The 17,461-nt window shown below is 72.1% G+C and carries 17 protein-coding genes and 1 tRNA gene; 11 read left to right on the top strand and 7 right to left on the bottom strand.

From position 1 onward, the window contains the following. Window positions 1–56: 56 nt before the first annotated feature. Window positions 57–1,403 carry an ABC-F family ATP-binding cassette domain-containing protein gene (locus tag ACVKXF_RS00270; protein ID WP_456794890.1) on the top strand — a complete coding sequence of 449 codons (1,347 nt, stop codon included), beginning with the start codon at window positions 57–59 and terminating at the stop codon, window positions 1,401–1,403. A 6-nt stretch (window positions 1,404–1,409) separates the two neighbouring features. On the opposite strand, the gene ACVKXF_RS00265 is transcribed toward ACVKXF_RS00270, so the two are convergent. Next, window positions 1,410–1,850: a VOC family protein gene (locus ACVKXF_RS00265; protein WP_456794489.1), complete on the bottom strand. Its 441-nt coding sequence runs from the start codon at window positions 1,848–1,850 to the stop codon at window positions 1,410–1,412. 10 nt (window positions 1,851–1,860) lie between these two features. Then, entirely contained in the window at window positions 1,861–2,355 is a 495-nt protein-coding gene (locus ACVKXF_RS00260; protein WP_456794488.1) for a MarR family winged helix-turn-helix transcriptional regulator, read from the bottom strand. A 79-nt stretch (window positions 2,356–2,434) separates the two neighbouring features. Here ACVKXF_RS00260 and ACVKXF_RS00255 point away from each other — a divergent pair. Next, window positions 2,435–2,506: transfer RNA gene (locus ACVKXF_RS00255), tRNA-Gln, on the top strand. A 65-nt stretch (window positions 2,507–2,571) separates the two neighbouring features. On the opposite strand, the gene ACVKXF_RS00250 is transcribed toward ACVKXF_RS00255, so the two are convergent. From ACVKXF_RS00250 to ACVKXF_RS00240, 3 genes are read right to left on the bottom strand one after another with little or no spacing between them, the layout of a single operon-like run. Beyond that, entirely contained in the window at window positions 2,572–3,510 is a 939-nt protein-coding gene (locus tag ACVKXF_RS00250; RefSeq protein WP_123310135.1) for an ABC transporter substrate-binding protein, read from the bottom strand. Beyond that, complete coding sequence (locus tag ACVKXF_RS00245) at window positions 3,510–4,289, bottom strand: ABC transporter permease (protein ID WP_123310133.1); 780 nt, start codon at window positions 4,287–4,289, stop codon at window positions 3,510–3,512. Before ACVKXF_RS00245 ends, ACVKXF_RS00250 begins: the two co-directional genes overlap by 1 nt. Before the next feature lie 2 nt (window positions 4,290–4,291). Then, window positions 4,292–4,918, bottom strand: a complete 627-nt coding sequence (locus tag ACVKXF_RS00240; protein WP_307860918.1) for an ABC transporter permease — start codon at window positions 4,916–4,918, stop codon at window positions 4,292–4,294. A 297-nt stretch (window positions 4,919–5,215) separates the two neighbouring features. On the opposite strand from ACVKXF_RS00240, the gene ACVKXF_RS00235 reads away from it, so the two are divergent. After that, the gene (locus tag ACVKXF_RS00235; RefSeq protein ID WP_123310128.1) at window positions 5,216–6,505 is read left to right on the top strand and encodes an SRPBCC family protein; all 1,290 of its coding nucleotides are present in this window, start codon (window positions 5,216–5,218) and stop codon (window positions 6,503–6,505) included. After that, window positions 6,502–7,314 (top strand): GNAT family N-acetyltransferase, encoded by an 813-nt coding sequence (locus ACVKXF_RS00230; protein ID WP_123310126.1) that lies wholly within the window; start codon window positions 6,502–6,504, stop codon window positions 7,312–7,314. The genes ACVKXF_RS00235 and ACVKXF_RS00230 overlap by 4 nt, the downstream gene beginning before the upstream one ends. 33 nt (window positions 7,315–7,347) lie before the next feature. Here the strand turns inward: ACVKXF_RS00230 and ACVKXF_RS00225 are convergent, their stop codons facing one another. After that, window positions 7,348–8,250, bottom strand: coding sequence for an alcohol dehydrogenase catalytic domain-containing protein (locus ACVKXF_RS00225; protein WP_340195593.1), 903 nt, complete (start codon window positions 8,248–8,250; stop codon window positions 7,348–7,350). Window positions 8,251–8,376: 126 nt separating this feature from the next. Here ACVKXF_RS00225 and ACVKXF_RS00220 point away from each other — a divergent pair, with 126 nt between their 5' ends. The 5 genes from ACVKXF_RS00220 to ACVKXF_RS00200 all read left to right on the top strand — a co-directional run bounded on the left by ACVKXF_RS00220 (window position 8,377) and on the right by ACVKXF_RS00200 (window position 12,870). Further along, window positions 8,377–9,195 carry an enoyl-CoA hydratase/isomerase family protein gene (locus tag ACVKXF_RS00220; RefSeq protein ID WP_456794487.1) on the top strand — a complete coding sequence of 273 codons (819 nt, stop codon included), beginning with the start codon at window positions 8,377–8,379 and terminating at the stop codon, window positions 9,193–9,195. After that, a complete protein-coding gene (locus ACVKXF_RS00215; RefSeq protein WP_221180511.1) occupies window positions 9,188–10,141 on the top strand; it encodes an NADP-dependent oxidoreductase in 954 nt (317 codons plus the stop codon). Before ACVKXF_RS00220 ends, ACVKXF_RS00215 begins: the two co-directional genes overlap by 8 nt. A 159-nt stretch (window positions 10,142–10,300) precedes the next feature. Further along, window positions 10,301–10,792, top strand: coding sequence for a MarR family winged helix-turn-helix transcriptional regulator (locus ACVKXF_RS00210; RefSeq protein WP_123310120.1), 492 nt, complete (start codon window positions 10,301–10,303; stop codon window positions 10,790–10,792). After that, a complete protein-coding gene (locus ACVKXF_RS00205) occupies window positions 10,789–11,565 on the top strand; it encodes an SDR family NAD(P)-dependent oxidoreductase (RefSeq protein ID WP_456794486.1) in 777 nt (258 codons plus the stop codon). The genes ACVKXF_RS00210 and ACVKXF_RS00205 overlap by 4 nt, the downstream gene beginning before the upstream one ends. Window positions 11,566–11,577: 12 nt before the next feature. Beyond that, window positions 11,578–12,870 (top strand): FAD-binding oxidoreductase, encoded by a 1,293-nt coding sequence (locus ACVKXF_RS00200; protein WP_123310116.1) that lies wholly within the window; start codon window positions 11,578–11,580, stop codon window positions 12,868–12,870. 32 nt (window positions 12,871–12,902) lie between these two features. On the opposite strand, the gene ACVKXF_RS00195 is transcribed toward ACVKXF_RS00200, so the two are convergent. Next, the gene (locus ACVKXF_RS00195; RefSeq protein ID WP_185021217.1) at window positions 12,903–13,733 is read right to left on the bottom strand and encodes a helix-turn-helix domain-containing protein; all 831 of its coding nucleotides are present in this window, start codon (window positions 13,731–13,733) and stop codon (window positions 12,903–12,905) included. A gap of 169 nt (window positions 13,734–13,902) precedes the next feature. On the opposite strand from ACVKXF_RS00195, the gene ACVKXF_RS00190 reads away from it, so the two are divergent. Then, window positions 13,903–15,219: an MBL fold metallo-hydrolase gene (locus ACVKXF_RS00190; RefSeq protein ID WP_456794485.1), complete on the top strand. Its 1,317-nt coding sequence runs from the start codon at window positions 13,903–13,905 to the stop codon at window positions 15,217–15,219. A 43-nt stretch (window positions 15,220–15,262) separates the two neighbouring features. Further along, window positions 15,263–17,461 carry a helix-turn-helix domain-containing protein gene (locus ACVKXF_RS00185; protein ID WP_340195597.1) on the top strand — a complete coding sequence of 733 codons (2,199 nt, stop codon included), beginning with the start codon at window positions 15,263–15,265 and terminating at the stop codon, window positions 17,459–17,461.

Raw genomic sequence — 17,461 nt, 5'->3', positions numbered from 1 at the left:
GCATCCAGTGGCTCGCCGAGCACATCAACCGTCGCTGGTCGTCGAACCAGGGCGGCATGGTGGTCGTGACGCACGACCGGTGGTTCCTCGACGCGGTGTCGACCGACACGTGGGAGGTCCACGACGGCGTCGTCGACCCCTTCGAGGGCGGCTACGCGGCGTACATCCTGCAGCGCGTCGAGCGCGACCGGCAGGCAGCCGCCAGCGAGCAGCGCCGCCAGAACCTGGCCCGCAAGGAGCTCGCGTGGCTGCGCCGCGGCGCACCGGCCCGGACGAGCAAGCCGAAGTTCCGCATAGATGCGGCGAACGCCCTGATCGACGACGTCCCGCCGATCCGCGACACGGTCGCGTTGGCGAAGACGGCGACCGCCCGCCTCGGCAAGGACGTCGTCGACCTGCTCGACGTCAGCGTCTCGTTCGACGGCACCCGGATCCTGGACCGCATCGAGTGGCGCATCGCACCGGGGGAGCGGACCGGCATCCTCGGCCCGAACGGTGCCGGCAAGTCGACGCTGCTCAACCTCGTCTCGGGCACGCTCGCGCCGACGAGCGGCCGGGTGAAGACCGGCAAGACCGTGCAGGTCGCGATCCTCGACCAGCAGCTCGCCGACCTGGCGCAGTTCGCGAACGACCGGGTGCGCGAGGTCGTCGCCCGCAAGAAGACGAGCTACGTCGCGGACGGCAAGGAGATGACGCCGGCACAGCTGCTCGAGCGCCTCGGCTTCACGGCGGAGCAGCTCTCCACGCCGGTCAAGGACCTGTCCGGTGGGCAGAAGCGCCGCCTGCAGCTCATGCTCATCCTGCTCGACGAGCCGAACGTGCTGATCCTCGACGAGCCCACCAACGACCTCGACACCGACATGCTCGCGGCCATGGAGGACCTGCTCGACACCTGGCCGGGCACCCTGCTGGTCGTCTCCCACGACCGGTACCTGCTCGAGCGCGTCACCGACCAGCAGTACGCCGTGCTCGGCGGGCACCTGCGGCACCTGCCCGGCGGCGTCGACGAGTACATGCGGCTCCGTGCGGCCGGCACCGGTGGCGGGACTGCTTCTGCGGCTGCCGCCGCGTCTGCCGGGAGGCCCGACACGGCGGGCGGGACCGGCTCGGCCGGTGCCGTGGCCGGGTCGAGTGCGTCGGCCGGTCCCGGCGCGTCCGCTGCGGCCGCCTCGGGCTTGTCGGGCGCGGAGCGTCGGACGGCCGAGAAGGAGATGTCGGCGCTCGACCGCAAGATCGCGAAGGTCGGCGCGGACCGGAAGAAGCTGCTCGACCAGTTCGCGACCCACGACCAGTCGGACTACGCCGGGCTCGGGGAGCTGCAGGCGAAGCTCGCGGCGCACGAGGCCGAGATCGAGCAGCTCGAGGAACGCTGGCTCGAGGTCGCGGAGCTGCTCGGGGTCTGAGCGGGTCTACTCCGCTGGCGGCGCGTCCTCGGGGGCCCCGCCGCCGGGGTTCGCGACGACCTCCCACAGGTGCCCGTCCGGGTCCTGGAAGAAGCCGGACCACATGCCCCACGGGCGTGTGTACGGCGGCGCGAGCATCGTGGCGCCGGCGATCCGGGCCCGGTCGAGGAACGCTTCGGCGTCGGCCTGACTGTCGACGAAGTGCCCGATCGTCGCCGCGGGGCCGTCGGCGAGGGCGACACCCGAGTCCTTCGCCATGTCGTGCCGCCCGTAGACGCTGACGATCAGGCCGTCGTCGAGGGTGAACATCGCCGTCGTCCCGCCCGCCTGGGTCTCCGTCGACGGGAACTCGGTGCCGATGACGCCGCTGCCGTCGATGCCGAGCAGGGCGCGGTAGAACTCCGCCGATCGTGCGACGTCGGCGACGGCCAGGGTGATCGCGTGCATGGGCCGGAGACTAGTCCCCGAGGCCCAGGATGAGTCGTCGGAGCAGCCCGGCCAGCTGGTCCTGCTCGGCGTCGGACACCCCGGACAGGATGTCCCGCTCCGCCGTCAGCAGGTCCGCGATGGCCGCGTCGACCGCGACCCGGCCCTTCGTTGTCAACGACACGAGGATGCCCCGGCCGTCCTTCGGGTCGGTCCGGCGTGCGACGAGTCCGCGCGCCGCCAGCCGGTCCACCCGGTTCGTCATCGTGCCGCTCGACACCAGGGTCTGCTGCAGCAGGGTCTTCGGACTCAGCTCGTACGGCTCACCCGCCCGTCGCAGGGCCGACAGCACGTCGAACTCCCACGGCTCCATGTCACCCGCGTCGAACGCCGCTCGCCGCGCGCGGTCCAGGTGCCGCGCGAGCCGGTCGACGCGGGACAGGACCTCGAGCGGACCGAAGTCGAGGCCGGCACGCTCACGCCCCCACGCCGCGACGATCCGGTCGACCTCGTCCTGGTGCGGCATCCCTCCATCTTGGCCGAACCCGGGGCGGACGGCCAGCCTCGTCGGTCATGGGAGGATGGACGAGCACCCACGGGTGCGTTCCGCCTTGGTGTAATGGCAGCACGACGGCCTTTGGTGCCGTTAGGTCCGGGTTCGAATCCTGGAGGCGGAGCTGCAGGGTGGGCGGGCGGGGTGATCGTGCTCATCACCCGCCCGCTACGCCTGACGTCTCCGGTGCTACTCGAGCAGCCCCTCCTTGGTCAGCCAGTCCTTCGCGGCGGCCTGGGCCTGGGCCTTCTCGCTGCCCTCGACACGGTTGCGCAGCGCGATGAGGTCATCGGTCGTCAGCTTCTCGGACAGCTTGTTCAACGTCGACGCGAGCTTCGCGCTGTAGATGTCCTTGTTCAGGAACGGCAGGATGTTCTGCGACGCGATCAGGTTCTCGGGGTCCTTCAGCACGAGCAGCTTCTTCGTCACCAGGTCGGGCGACGTCGTGTAGATGTCGGCCACCTGCACGGTGTCGTCGACGAGTGCCTTGACCGTGTCGGGCCCGCCGTAGTCCTCGATCGACTTGAACGTGACCTTGTCCACGCCGTACGTCGACTTCAGCCCGGGGATGCCGTACGGAAGGGTGCCGAACTGCGGGTTGGCGCCGAGCGAGAACGGCTCGATCTTGGAGAGGTCACCGATCGATGTGAGGCCGTTCTTCTCGGCCTCGGCCTGGGTCACGACGTAGGCGTCCTTGTCCTCGGCCGGAGACGGCTCGAGCACCTGGAAGTCCTTCGGGATCTCGGTCTTCAGCGCGGCGTCGACCTCCGCTGTCGTCTTCGCGGTCGCCTTGGTGTCGTAGAAGAACAGCAGGTTGCCGTTGTACTCCGGCATGAGGTTGATCGAACCGTCCTTGAGCGCGGGGATCGTGGTCTGCCGTGGGCCGAGGTTGAACTTGGTCGTGACGTCGAACCCGGCGTCCTTCAGGACGAGGGCGTACATGTTGCCCAGGATCTCGCTCTCCGGGAAGTTGAACGAGCCGACCACGATCGGCGTACTGCCCGATCCGTCGTCTCCGCCCGATGCTGGCTTCGTGGGGTCCGAGGTGGAACAACCGGAGAGTGCCACGATCGCCCCGACCGCGATCACACCCGCGAGGATGCGTGTCCTGGTGCCTGCTGTGAACATCAGTGGTCCCTTTCGTCGACGGAGAGTGCCGTCACCGCGCGGCGCCGGAGTGGCAGCGCGCGGACGTGTGTGCGGCGGCGGCGGGTCTGCCCCTCGGGGCCGCGGCGGGTGAGGTGTTGTGCGAGTGCGAACAGGCCGTCGATCACGAGGGCGAGGACCGTCACGAGCAATGCACCACCGAGGATGAGGTCGTTGTCGTTCAGGCTGATGCCCGTCGAGATGATCGCGCCGAGCCCGCCCAGCGAGATGTACGACGCGATCACGACGGTCGCGATGACCTGGAGGACCGACGCGCGGATCCCGCCGATGATCAGCGGCAGCGACAGCGGCACCTCGACCTTGAGCAGGATCTGCAACTCGGTCATCCCCACCGAGCGCGCGGCGTCCACCGTCTGCGGGTCCACGGACTCCACACCGGAGTACGCCCCGGCGAGGATCGAGGGGATCGCCAGGACGACGAACGCGATGATGGACGCGATGAAGGCGGTCTGCGTGAACGGCACGGTCATCCCGATGATGACGAAGAGGGTGCCGAGCAGGCCCAGCGTCGGCAGCGCGCGCATGGACCCGCTGAACGCGATGACGAAGCTGCGCCCGCGCCCGGTGTGACCGATGTACAGGCCCAGCGGCAAGGCGATCAGGGCGGCGATGGCGACCGAGATGAACGTGTACAGCAGGTGTTCGCCGATCCGGTCCTGGATCGGGAGGGGGGTCTGCAGGCCGGGGCGGTAGTTCGCCGGGTCGAGGAGCCAGGCGACCGCATGGAGGAAGAACTGCACGGTCAGGCCCCCCGTTCGATCGTCGCCAACGCGGCCCGACGGCGCGACCGACGCGACCGCACCTGTATCCGTCGCGACCACGGCATCAGGACGCGCCCGAGCGCCACCAGGACGGTGTCGAAGACCAGCGCGACGAAGAGACTCGCTGCCACGCCGACCAGGATCTCCTCGAGGAACTGACGCTGTCGCCCGTCCGTGAACAGGAAGCCGATGTTCGCGGAACCGACCAGGGCTCCGACCGAGACCAGGGCGACGGTGCTCGCCGAGACCACCCGCATCCCCGCGAGGAGGACGGGACCCGCCAACGGGAGCTCGACCGTCCAGAAACGCCCCCATGCGGAGTACCCCACTGAGGTGGCCGAGTCGACGACGTCCGCAGGGACGGCGGCGAACGCATCAGCTGCCAACCGCACCATGATGGCGACCGCGTACACCGACAGCCCGACGACGATGTTCACGGGATCCGTGATGCGGGTGCCGAGCAGGTAGGGCAGGATCACGAAGAGCGGCAACGACGGGATCGTGTAGAGCAGGCTGCCGCCGCCGACGATGACCGATCGGACGGCCTGCCAGCGGTTCGCCACCCAGCCCAACGGCACCGCCACGACGAACCCGAGGACGATGGGCACTGCCGCGAGACCCGCGTGCGTGACGGTGAGGCTCCAGACGAGACCGAAGTTCGCGATGATCCAGTTCAGGTCAGCATCCCAATCGTCATCCAGCGATCGGGACCAGCGCCCCGCAGGAACGCTGCGTCGCTCTCAAGGTAGTCGCGCAGGACGGTTCTGACCGGGCGGGTGGTGGTGGCAGGGGCACGCTGGGCCAGGTCGACCGCGTTTACGGTTGCGACGCGTTCCCGCACGGGCGCGTCCACGAACCCCACGAGACGAGACGACCATGTTCATCCACGACCGGAACCACGCCTGATGGACGTCCCACGGCTGCACGTCGCCAGCGCCGCGACGTTCGACGAGACCGCTGCCGACGTCTGGGCGCGCATCGGTGACTTCGGCGATGTGCGCTGGATGCCCGGCGTCGAGCAGGTGGAGCACCTCGAGCACGGCAGTGTGCGGAAGGTGCACCTCCAGGGCGGCGGGCCACCCGTCTCCGAACAGCTCGTCGCGTCCACCGCACGGTCGATGACGTTCAGGTTCTCCGATCCGGGGGCCCTGCCGGTCGCGCACTACCTGGCGACGCTCCGCGTCCACGACGAGGGTGACGGCAGCCTCGTCACGTGGTCGGCGGAGTTCGCAGCCGACGGGGCCGAGGACGAGACGGCTCGTGCGCAGATGACGGCCTGGTACGAGGCCTGCCTCAGCAACGCCGGCGGAACCATCCTCTCGCCGCTGTCGTTGCACGTCTTCGTGAGTGACTACAAGCCCATCAGCGCTCCGGTGGCCGAGTGGAGCTCCGCCGATCCGGCCACCTGGCCCGCCAGCACGGCGACGCTCATCGCCGGCGTGACCGACGCGGTCCTCATCGACGCGCTCATCACCGCGACCGAGGTGGACGAACTCGTCGCCTGGATCGCGGCGACCGGCAAGAACCTGACCACCGTGTACGTGACGCACGGTCACGCCGACCACTTCCTCGGCTTGGCAGCGGTGCTCGCCGCCTTCCCGGGCGCGACGGCAGTGGCGCTCCCCGAGGTCGTGCCGTTCGCCGACGAGCAACTGACCGACGCGTACCTGGCGTACTGGGGTGCACTCTTCCCTGGCCAGCTGCCGGAGACCGTCGCCGGCCCGAGACCGTTGCCCTCCCCCTCCATCGACCTCGAGGGGCACCAGCTGGTCCCGATCTCGGTCGGACAGAGCGACACCGATCCGTCCAGCGTGGTGTACGTCCGTGACCTGGACACGGTCGCCGGGGGCGACGTCGTCTACAACAACATCCACCCGTGGCTGGCACAGACCGGACCCACGCAGCGGGAGGAGTGGGAAGCCGCGATCGACATGGTCGACGAGCTCGAGGCGTCCTGGGTGGTGGCGGGGCACCGGGACCCGCACGCTCCGTCCGACGCTGCGGGTCCGCTCATCGCCGCCACTCGCCGGTACCTCGCGGACTTCAGCGCCGCAGCTGCGGAGTCGACTTCCGGCGACGCGCTCATCCGGGCGATGCTGCAACGCCACCCCGACCTCGGCAATCCCTACACGCTGACCGCCTCCGCCGTGGCGCAGTTCCCGGGGGCGGTCGACGCAGACGACGTCGAACGATGACCGAGGACACGGACGACCCCATCGGCGCAGGCGCGTCGGCGGCGTTGCTGCGAGCCGTGGCCGGGATGGCCGAGGTGCTCCCCGCGGGCAGGCACACAACCGGAGTCGTGGAGACCATCGTCACCGGCGCGGACCTCCGGACGATGAACGGGCTGCACCCGAGTCCCGGTGCATCGATCGCCGACGTCCTCCGTGCCGCGGACTCGCTCGATCACCGCGAGAAGTGGTCGATCATGAGCGTCGAGAGCGCGACGACGGGCGCCATCCGCAGCGCAGCCGCGCAGTTCGACGCCGTCACCGAGACGACGACGACGTACGTGCGGGCACTCACGGCAGAGGCAGCAGCACGGCGGGACGCCGAACTCGACGTCCGCGCGGTGACGTCGCGTGCCGTGGCGACCGACTTCGAGGAGGTGCTCGGCGAAGCGTTCGGGGCTGGGCGGAGCCTGGGTGCTCCCTTCGTCGACGACGCCGTGCTGGCCTCCGTCGGTGTGAAGGCCGTCGTGGCGTACCGGCGCGGTGTCCCCGTGGCCACGGGCATGTCGATCCGCGACGACCTCGGCTTCCTGGGCGTCTTCGCGATCGGGGTCCACCCCGCGGCGCGACGGCAGGGGATCGGCGCGGCCGTCACAGCGCACGTCCTCGACGAGGGGCGGCGCGACGGCGCGCACACGGCGTACCTGCAGTCCAGCGCGGACGGCCTGTCGGTCTACCGCCGACTGGGGTTCGTGCCGGCGTCGGACGGGATCACGTACTGGTTCCCGTCCGACGACCTGGGAGGACGACGGGACGGCGACTCACCAGCCTGACGGCTGCGAGCCCGACCGACGGGTTCGGACTGCTCACCCGAAGGACAGCACGATCTTGTCGCGGGTCTCGCCTGCTTCGAGCAGACGGTGCGCTTCGGCCGCTTCCCGGACCGGCAGGACCAGACGCCGCTTGAGGCGCAGCGCTCCTGCTGCGAGCAACGGCATGGTGACTGCCAACGCGTCCGGCGCCCGATCCGGGCTCGGGTGGGACAGCAGCGCTCCCGAGGCCACGACCTCGGGGCCGCCGACGAGTGTGCTGACCCGGTCCGCGGTCCCGAGTGCCGTGACCGCGTCCACCAGCCCGCCGCGGCCAGCCGCATCGATCACCGCGTCGACGTGGCCGTCGATCCGGTCGAAGAGTCCGGGGCCGAACGCGATGAACTCGGCACCGAGCCCGCGGACCACGTCGGCGTCGCGTTGTCTCGCCGCACCGATCACCCGGATGCCCTGTGCTCGGGCGAGCTGTGTGACCACTGCGCCGACTGCACCGACCGCACCGAGCACCACGAGCGTCTCGCCACGCACCGCACGGACCTGGTGCAGGGTACCCACGGCGGCGTCGGCCGAAGCAGGGAGGGCTGCTGCGGCGTCCCAGCTGACGGAGGCGGGTTTCGGGTACCAGACCGGGGTGGTGACGAGCTCGCCGTACCCGCCCTGGGCCGGCAGGAGCGCAGCGACCTCGTCGCCCGCCCGCGCGTCGGCGCCGACACCGACGGCCTCGACGACCCCGGCCGCCTCGAAGCCCAGCACGTCGCCGGGGCGCTGCGGGAACACGGCAGTGAGGTCGCCGGCGCGGATGTGGAGGTCGGTGGGACCCACCGCCGCTGCCCGCACACGGACGAGCACCTCGCCCCGTCGCGGCTCCGGCGACTCCACGGCGCGCCACCGCAGGACCTCCGGACCACCGAACTCCGTGATCACGATCGCGTTCGACATGTCTGCTCCGTTCGTCTCCGGAGCATGCTCGCGGGCACGCGGTCGTCGAGCCTGTTCCTGTTCGGGACACGTTCGGTGCCGTCGCCGTCCGTACCGTCGCTGACACCCAAGCGAACGGAGTCCCCGATGTCCCCCGTACAGTTCACCCGCGAGTCGCCCGAGGTCGGGCGGATCGTGGTCTCCGACCCACCCGTGGGCTTGATGACGGGAACGACCGTCCGTGGTCTCGCCGACGTCGTCGCGCGACTGGCCGACGATCGCTCGATCAAGGTGGTCGTCGTCGAGAGCAGCACCGAGGACTTCTTCCTGAACCACTTCGACCTCGCCGCACTCGACGACTTCCCGGGCGGCGACGCCTGGGTCGACCTGGTCGTCGGGCTCTCGGAGGCGCGCTACGTCACCGTCGGGCTGATCCGCGGCCGCACCCGCGGTGGCGGCGACGAGCTCGCCCTCGCGCTCGACCTGCGGTACGCGAGCCGTGAACGTGCTCGGTTCGGCCAGCCGGAGGTCGGCACGGCGGTGGTGCCCGGAGGTGGTGGTACCGAACGGCTCCCGCGCCAGATCGGACGGGACCGTGCGCTCGAGGTCGTCCTGACGAGCGACGACTACGACGCGGACACCGCCGAACGGTGGGGCTGGGTGACCCGCACGCTCGACGACGAGGACTTGGACGGGCACGTCGCCGGGATCGTCGCGCGACTGGCGTCCTTCGACGGCGACGCGCTCGCCACGGCGAAGGCGATGGTCAACCGGACGGTGCTGCCACCTCGGTCGGAGCTCCAGGCCGCGTACCGCACGTTCGAGGAGCTGGCGGCGAGCCCCTCGTACCGGGCCCGCGCCGCCGCGGGTGCTGCACCATCGGACGACGACCAGTTGCTCGCGCTGGAGCGCGACCTCGGTTCCTTCATCGGCGCGGCGGCCCGGCGACGGGCCACCGGTGTCTGAGGCGGGCATCGTCCCGCGGACGATGACGGCGATGCAGGTCCGGGTGCTCGGCGGGCCGGAGCGGCTGGAGCGGGTGACGGTCCCGGTTCCGGTACCCGACATCGGCGAGGTCCTGGTCAGGGTCCGCGCGGCCGGGATCAACCCGGCGGACGTCGGCGACCAGCGGACCGGGGTGTTCAGCGGTCCGCCGCCGTTCACACCGGGCTGGGACGTCTCCGGCGAGGTCGCCGCGCTCGGGCCCGGGGTCACGGTCCACCGGGTCGGCGATCCGGTGCTCGGGCTGCTGCCGTTCCCCCGGCGGGCAGGTGCGTACGCGGAGTACGCGGTCGGCCCGGCTCGGGCGTTCGTGCCGAAGCCGGACACGATCGACCACGTGCAGGCCGCGGCGCTCCCGTTGGCGGGACTCACCGCACTGCAGGCACTGGTCGACACCGCAGACGTGCAGCCCGGTGCCCGGGTCGCGGTGACGGCGGCGTCCGGTGGCGTCGGGCACCTGGCCGTGCAGGTCGTCGCGGAACTCGGGGCGCACGCCGTCGCCGTCACTTCGGCACGCAGCGTCGACCTCCTCCGTGATCTCGGCGTGCGGGAGTTCGTCGACCGCGATCGGACCACGCTGGTCGACGGCGCCGATCCGGTCGACGTCGTGTTCGAACTCGTCGGCGGGGACGCGCCACTGGCGTCGCTGCGTGCCCTCGTGCCCGGTGGTGTGCTCGTGTCGTCCTTGCCGCAGAGCCTCGGCCCGGTCCGGCCGCTCGCGGCAGAACTCGGCGTCACCGCGACCGGACTGTTCGTCGAGTCGGACGGCGCCGGCCTGGCGCACCTGGTGGAGCTCGTCCACCACGGCGCGGTCCGCCCCGTCGTCGCGGCGGTCCACGACCTGGCCGACGCGGCTCGGGCGCAGTCCGAGGCCCACGGCCCCGGCAAGGTCGTCCTGCAGGTCCCCTGAGGTGCTCGCCGCGCCGCCCGCGGGGGCGGGCCCGTGAACGCGCTGCAGGAGGGCGGGAGGCCCGTGGCCGAGCCCGCCACGGGCCTCCCGTCCGCACACCGGACACGGTTCAGGGAATACCTGACGCGTCAGGTAGTTGTGTCCGGTGTGCAACGGAGAATGAGCGACGGAGAACTCGCCACCTGGCAGCGACTGCAGGTGGTGACGGAACGGCTGCGTCGACGGGTCGGCGCCGGCCTCCGGGCCGACGCCGACCTGTCCGACGCGGAGTTCACGGTGTTGGCCCACCTCGTCGACGCGGGCGGCGAGGCGCGGCCGACGGCGTGCGCAGCGGCGATCGGGTGGGACTCCAGCCGCCTCGCCCACCAGCTGCGTCGCCTCGAACGCCGGGGGCTCGTCGAACGCCGGAGTGGCCCCGACGGCGACGCACGCGGCTCGACCAGCGCGATCACGGCCACCGGACGCACGACGCACCGAGCGGCGGTGGGCGCCCACCTGCGGGCAGCGGCCACGTGGTTCGGCGACGCCCTCGACGACGACCAGCTCGCCGCGCTCGACGATGCGCTGCAGACGCTGGCCGACCACATGCGCCGTCTCGACGGCGACGGCCCGGGCGACGGACGCCCGGAGGAACAGGAGCACGAGGAATGAACACCACCACCGACACCTGGACGACGGACCCCGCCGACCTGAGTCGATCGACCGTCGTCGTCATCGGGGGCAGCGGCGGCGTCGGCGAGGGCGTCGTGCGCGCCGCGCTCGCCGCCGGAGCGACCGTCGTCGCGACGGGGCGCGACGAGCGCCGGCTCGGCGAACTGGCTGAGCGGCTCGGAGCGCTCGGACTGGCGGGGACGCTGCACACGCGGGTCCTCGACGCCATGGCCGCGACGCTCGACGCGGACGTCACCGCGATGGCCGACGAGTTCGGCGCCTTCGACGGCGTCGTCGTCTCGGTCGCGTCGTGGGGCGAGCAGGGACGCAAGCCGGCGCTCGCCCTGGACGACGACGAGTGGCAGCAGCTGCTCGACGGCAACCTCACGAGCGTCTTCCGGCTCTTCCGCGCCTTCCTGCCGGTCACGGCGCGCACGGGAGTCCTCGTGCAGCTCAACGGCATGAGCGCGGACATCCCGTTCCCGGGCAGCGCCGCGGTGGCACTGAGCGCCGCCGCGACCAAGTCGCTCACCGTCACGCTCGCGGCCGAACTCGGTGGGCGCGGCCCACGTGTCGTCCAGCTGGTGCTCGGGGTCGTCCGGACGCGGGCGCGGCAGCTGGCCGGCATCGATGACGCCCGCTGGATCGACGCCACCCAGATCGGCGACCACGTCGTCGGCCTGGTCGCGGGGACGAGCCCGCTGTCCACCGAACCGTTGCAGTACTTCACCGACCGCGCCGAGGGTCCGCGACCCGGACCCTCGATCCGCTGAACCGAGGACCCCATGGAGATCGTCCGGCCCGCCGACCGCGGGTACGCAGCACTGCAGCACGTCTACTCGAGCACCGGTCGACCCGGTTCGGTGCTCCTGCCCCGGACCACCGCCGAGGTCGTCGAGGCGCTCTCGACCGTCCGCGACACCGGCCGTCCGTTCGCGGTGCGGAGCGGGGGACACGGCATCAGCAGCATCGCCACGAACACCGGCGGTGACGTCATCGACCTCAGGGGGATCGCCTCGGTCGAGCACCGTGGCGGCCGAGCGGTCCGCCTCGGCCCGGGAGCGCGATGGGGCGCGGTGGCCCGGTCCCTCGCGCCGCACGGGCTCGCGATCAGCTCCGGCGACTCCGGCGACGTCGGCGTCGGCGGTCTCGCGACCACGGGAGGCATCGGCCTGATGGGACGTGCGCACGGGCTGACCATCGACCGGCTGCGTTCCGCAGAGTTGGTCACCGCGGACGGCACCGTCCACCGGGTGTCGGATCACGAGTCCCCGGACCTGTTCTGGGCGATCCGCGGTGCCGGCGCGAACTTCGGGATCGTGACCGCGTTCGACTTCGAGGCATCGGACGTCGCGGACGTCGTGCAGACGACCGCGGTGTACCAGCCGGTCGACCTGGCGGCCTTCCTGAGCGCCTGGGGCCGGACGGTGGAGACGGCCGCGCGAGCGGTGTCGGCCTTCCTGTACCTGGGCGCCGGGCCGACCCCGTTCGCACAGGCGACGATCGTGTACGCCGGTGACGACGTCGACGCCGCCACCCCGGAGATCGAGCGGTTCCTGCGCCTCCCCGGGCTGGCCGGGCAGCGTGCCGTCGTGACCCCGTACGCGTCGGTACCGCTGACCAGCGGTGCGCCGCACACCGGCCAGCAGCGGGCGTCGACGCACACGGGGCTCGCCGTGCACCTCGACGACGACCTCGCCGACCGCATCGCCACCCTGCTGCGCAGCCCGGGGACCGACATGGTGCAGATCCGCTCGGTCGGCGGCGCGATCAACGACGTCGACCCGTCGGCGACCGCCTACGCGCACCGGCACCAGAACTTCTCGGTGACGGCCGTGTCGGTCCGCGGGGGAGCGGCGTTCCACGACGCCTGGGAGCCCGTGCACCGACGGATGGACGGCATGTACCTGAGCTTCGAGAGCGACCACGCACTGAGCGCGGTGGCGGAGGCATTTCCGCCCGCGACCCTCGCGCGCCTGCGCGACCTCAAGGCACGGTGGGACCCCGAGGACCTCTTCGACCAGAACTTCGACGTGACCGGGTCACCGAGCGGGGAAGCGCTCCGCGCGGTGCGGTGAGCGCTCGGCGTCGCGGGTCGGGCCGTGACCGGTCACGTGGTCACGGGCTCGGCCCCGATGCGTTCGGCGAGTTCGGCGAGGGCCCGTGCGCTCGCCGAACCCGCGACGGCGTGGTACGCGCAGAGCAGGTAGCCCGGTGTGTTCGGGACCACGAAGGTCTGGTGACGGAGCGGGACCTGACCGTACCCCTCGATGAACGGTCGCACGTCGCCGTCGTAGTAGGGATCGACCTCGTGGCGCTCCCACAGCGTCCGGAAGGTCGGGTCGACGGCCGAGAGCCGGGCGGCGGTCGCGTGGAGTCGTTCGTCGTAGGGGTGTCCGTAGAACCGCATGCGGCGCGCGGTCCGGTCCGCCAGCGCGGGCCAGGTCGGCAGCGCACGGACCTCCGGGAACGTGAACACCACCTCGGGGATGCTGCGCCCGACCTCGAGACCGAGCGGGACGACGCGTCGAGCGAGCGCGTTGGAGAGCACGACTTCGTGGCGCGAGTTGAGGATGTAGGCCGGGGTGTTCGGCCAGGAGTCCAGGATCGTGGACAGCACGTCGTTCGACACCGCAGCCTCGTCTGACGCCAGGTCCTTCGGCTGTGCGGAGGCGAGGCGCAGCATGTGCTGCACGGCGGCGTCGTCGAGGCGCAGCGCGCGAGCGAGCGCCTGCAGGACCTGGTCGGAAGGCGTCCGATCACGTCCCTGTTCGAGCCGCAGGTAGTACTCCTGGCTGATGCCGGTCAGACGAGCGACCTCGTCGCGCCGGAGCCCGGGCACCCGGCGCCGGGTGTAGGACTGCACGGACACGTCCTCCGGCCGCGTGGCGGCGCGGCGCGCTCGGAGGTACTCGCCCAGTGGCGACCATGCTGCGACCACGAGCGGTCCTCCGTTCCCTCCGTCCCGGCGGTGTTTCCCGGGCGGACCTCCATCCAAGCGCAGCCGACGTCCCCGACCGCGCCGAGTGTCCCCGACGGGGACACCCTCGTGCCGTCGTCGGTCCGTACCGTCGGCGCAGTGCGGAGGGAGTGTCGTGCACAGTTCACCAGTGCGACGGGCACACGTCACCGTCGCCGCCCGGTTCGCGGCCGCGCCGACCGCAGTGTGGTCGCGGTTCGTCGACTTCGCGGAAGCACACGTCGGCCCCGGAGGGTCGGTCGAGGCCCTCCGGCCCGGTGCGAGCCGCTGGGTCCGCCGGTCCTCGACGGACCTCGGTGTCGTCGAGGAGCGGACGAGCACCGACGAAGGCGTCGTTGCCTACCGAGCGCGGGTCCCCGGTGGATCCGCGCTCGACGACCTCGACGCCGTGGTCCGGGTCTCGCAGGACGGTGCGGGCAGCCTCGTCACCTGGAGCACCGAGGCACTCGCCGAGCAGACCCTCGCGGAACGTGCGCTGCTGCGTCGCTGGCTGGGAGCCCGGCTCGGCCGCGCCGGTGGGACGGTCCTGCCGCCCTTGACCATGGACGTGTGGCTCGGCGACTACCGTCCGATCGCACGTGCCGGGCTCGACGGCACCGGGACCGCGACCTGGTCGCCGACGACGGCCACCCTGATCGCCGGGGAGCGCGACGCCGTCCTGGTGGACGCGCTGATGACCGCCGACGAGGCGGAGCGGCTCGTCGAGTGGATCCGGGTGAGCGGAAAACGCCTCCGGTCCGTGATCGTGACCCACGGCCAGGCGGACCACTTCTTCGGGCTCGGCCACGTGCTGCGCGCGTTCCCGGAGGCGACCGCGACGGCCGTCCCGGACGTCGCGGAGCATGCACGGGAGCAGACGGGTGCCGCGTTCCGGTCGCGGTGGGACGAACTCTTCCCCGGACGGTTGCCGGTCGCACTCAGCGCGCCCGTGCCGTCACCGGCCGGCACGTTCGACCTCGAGGGGCACCAGGTGCAGCTGTTCGACGTGGGGTGCGTCGCGGGGCGACCGACCAGCGTGGTCTCCGTCCGGCACCTCGACGCCGTGATCGGCGGCGACCTCGTGTACAACGGCGTGCACCCCTGGTTGCTCGGGACCGACCGGACCGACCGCGTGGCCTGGTCGCGTGCGCTCGACCTCGTCGAGGCGCTGCGCCCCGCGTGGGTGATCGCCGGGCACCGCGACCCGGACGCGACGTCGGACGCGGCCGTGCAGCAGGTGGCGGCCCTCCGGTCCTACCTGCGAGGGTTCGACGTCGCGCTCACGTCGAGCAGCGACGCCGCCGAGCTGACCCGGAGGATGGTGCACCGGTGGCCGGACCACGGGAACCGGTCAACGCTCGAGGCATCGGCGGCGACGCAGTTCGCCAGCGGCCGGGACACCGCTCGCGAGGACTACCCAGACCTCCTGCCCGGCACGCCGTCGGGCGGGCCGACGGGACTCGGCTGAGCGCTGCCGGGCGGTTACGCTGAGACCGACCGGGAGGAGCGTCGTGGGCGATACGGACCTCGCAGCGCGGCTCCGGACGCTCCGGCTCGCCGCCGGGATGACGCTCGAGGCGCTGGCCGAGCGGTCGGGGGTCAGCGTCCGGGGGATCAGCGACATCGAGCGTGGCAAGAGCCTGCATCCGCAGCCCCGGACCGTGGAGGCGCTCGTGCACGGACTGCGGCTCGACGAGGGCGGCCGACGGTGGTTGCGTGCGCCGCTGCTCGGCGCGGCCGCGGACGTCGGGAGGACCGACTTCCGCCCGCCGCGCCTGACGGACTTCACCGGCCGTGCCCCCGAGCTGGCACGGCTCGTGGCCGGCCTCGACCCCTCTGCTCACCGCCCCCTGTTCGTCGTCTCCGGACCTCCCGGGATCGGCAAGACGGCGCTGGTCACCGAGGCGTTCGGTCGGGTGGACGCACGACGGGTGTTCGTCGACCTCGCGGGGCACGGCCGTCCCTCGTCCACCGCACTCGAGGTCCTGCAGCGGGTGCTCCGCCAGTGCGACCCGGGTGACCCGCCCGGTACGCTCGCCGCAGCTCGTGCTCGGTGGTCCGAACTCTGCACCGGCGAACGGGTCCTGGTGCACCTCGACAACGTCTCCGACGAGAGCCAGGTCCGCCCGGTGCTGGTCGAGGGTCGCGCGACGGTGGTGGCGACGTCCCGCCGGAGTCTCGCCGGCCTGGACTCGGAACGGATCGTGCTCGACGTCCTCGGACACGAAGACGGCCGACGGCTGTTGGAACGAGCGATCCCGGCGGGACAGCGGGACACCGCCGCGGTCGAGGAACTCATCGCGCTGTGCGACGGGTTCCCCCTGGCGCTCCGGGTCGCCGCGAACCGCGTCGCCAGCCGGCCCGCGACGAGCGTCGCCGACCTCGTCTCACGACTCCGCTCGGCGGACCGACGACTGGCGCTGCTCGTCGCCGGCGACGTCTCGGTCGCAGCGACGATCGCGGTGTCGTACGACGACCTCGACCCGGCCGTGGCGGCGGTGTTCCGGGCGACCGCGGCGCTCGACGGCGTCACGTTCGGGCCCGACCTGGTCGCTGCGGCGACGGACGGTGGCGAGGTCGACACCGAGGACCACCTCGACCAGCTCGTGGACCTCGGGCTCGTCGAGCCGCGCGGAGCCGATCGGTACCGCGTCCACGACATCATCCGCCTGTTCGCGCTCGGTCGGCTCCGCGACGACCCCGCCGCCGAGTCCGCCGCGCGCGACCGACTGACCGGGTGGCTCCTGGACCGTCTGCTCGCAGCGGGTTCCGCGTTCGTCGTGCCCGGCCGTGCTCCGGTGTCGAGACCGGACGACGACCAGGACACGGCGCGCGACTGGATCATCGGCGAGGTCGACCACTGGTGGCCGGCGTTCCAGCGGGCCGCCGCCGGCGGACGGCACGACGTCGTCCTGACGTTGGCCTCGGTGCTGCAGTGGTTCGCGAACCTCTGGCCGGACTGGGGGCGGTGGTACGAGCTCGACCTGCTGGCCGAGCGGTCGGCCGAGGCCATCGGGGACGACGGGGCGCGGTCCCGGATCGCCGGACACCTCGCCTGGGCGGCGCACGTCGAACGCGCCGACCACGACCTTGCGGGGCGGCACGCCGAGGACGCGCTGACGGCCGCGGAACGGTCCGGGGCGGTCGACCTCGTGGCCTGGGGGCACTACCACGTCGCGTGGTCGCTCCTGGAAGCGGGTGATGGCGACGGGGCGGAGGCCCACGCGCTCGCCGCGGTCGCCGGCTTCGAAGCCGAGGACGATCCGGTGTTCCTGCACCAGGCCCGTGGGATGCTCGGCCTGGTGCTCCGCGCCCAGGGACGGCACGTCGAGTCGGTCGCGTCGTTGCACGCGACCGTCGACGGCATCGTCGAGGGACTCGACCCCGTCGACGAACGCGTCCGGTACGCCCAGGCACTCGCACGTGCGGAGCTCGCTGCGTCGCTCCTGGAGTCCGGCGCGGTCGACGAGGCGCTCGCCGTGCTCGACGACGGACTGCGCGCCGTCCCGGACGACACCGGCACGTCGCTGGGGCTGCTCCTGCAGCGACGGGCGTCGGTCCTGATCGCCCTGGGCCGCCGCGCCGAGGCGCTCCACGACGTCGAGCGTGCGCTCGGGGCGATCCCGGCCCAGGGCCGTCCAGCCCGGCTCGAAGCCCTGCACCGCGAGCTCCGCGCGCTGCGCGTCGAGCTCGGCGGACCACCGGACTGA

This window comes from Curtobacterium sp. PvP017, from assembly GCF_054060195.1.
This window is presented reverse-complemented; position numbering and strand designations above follow the sequence as displayed.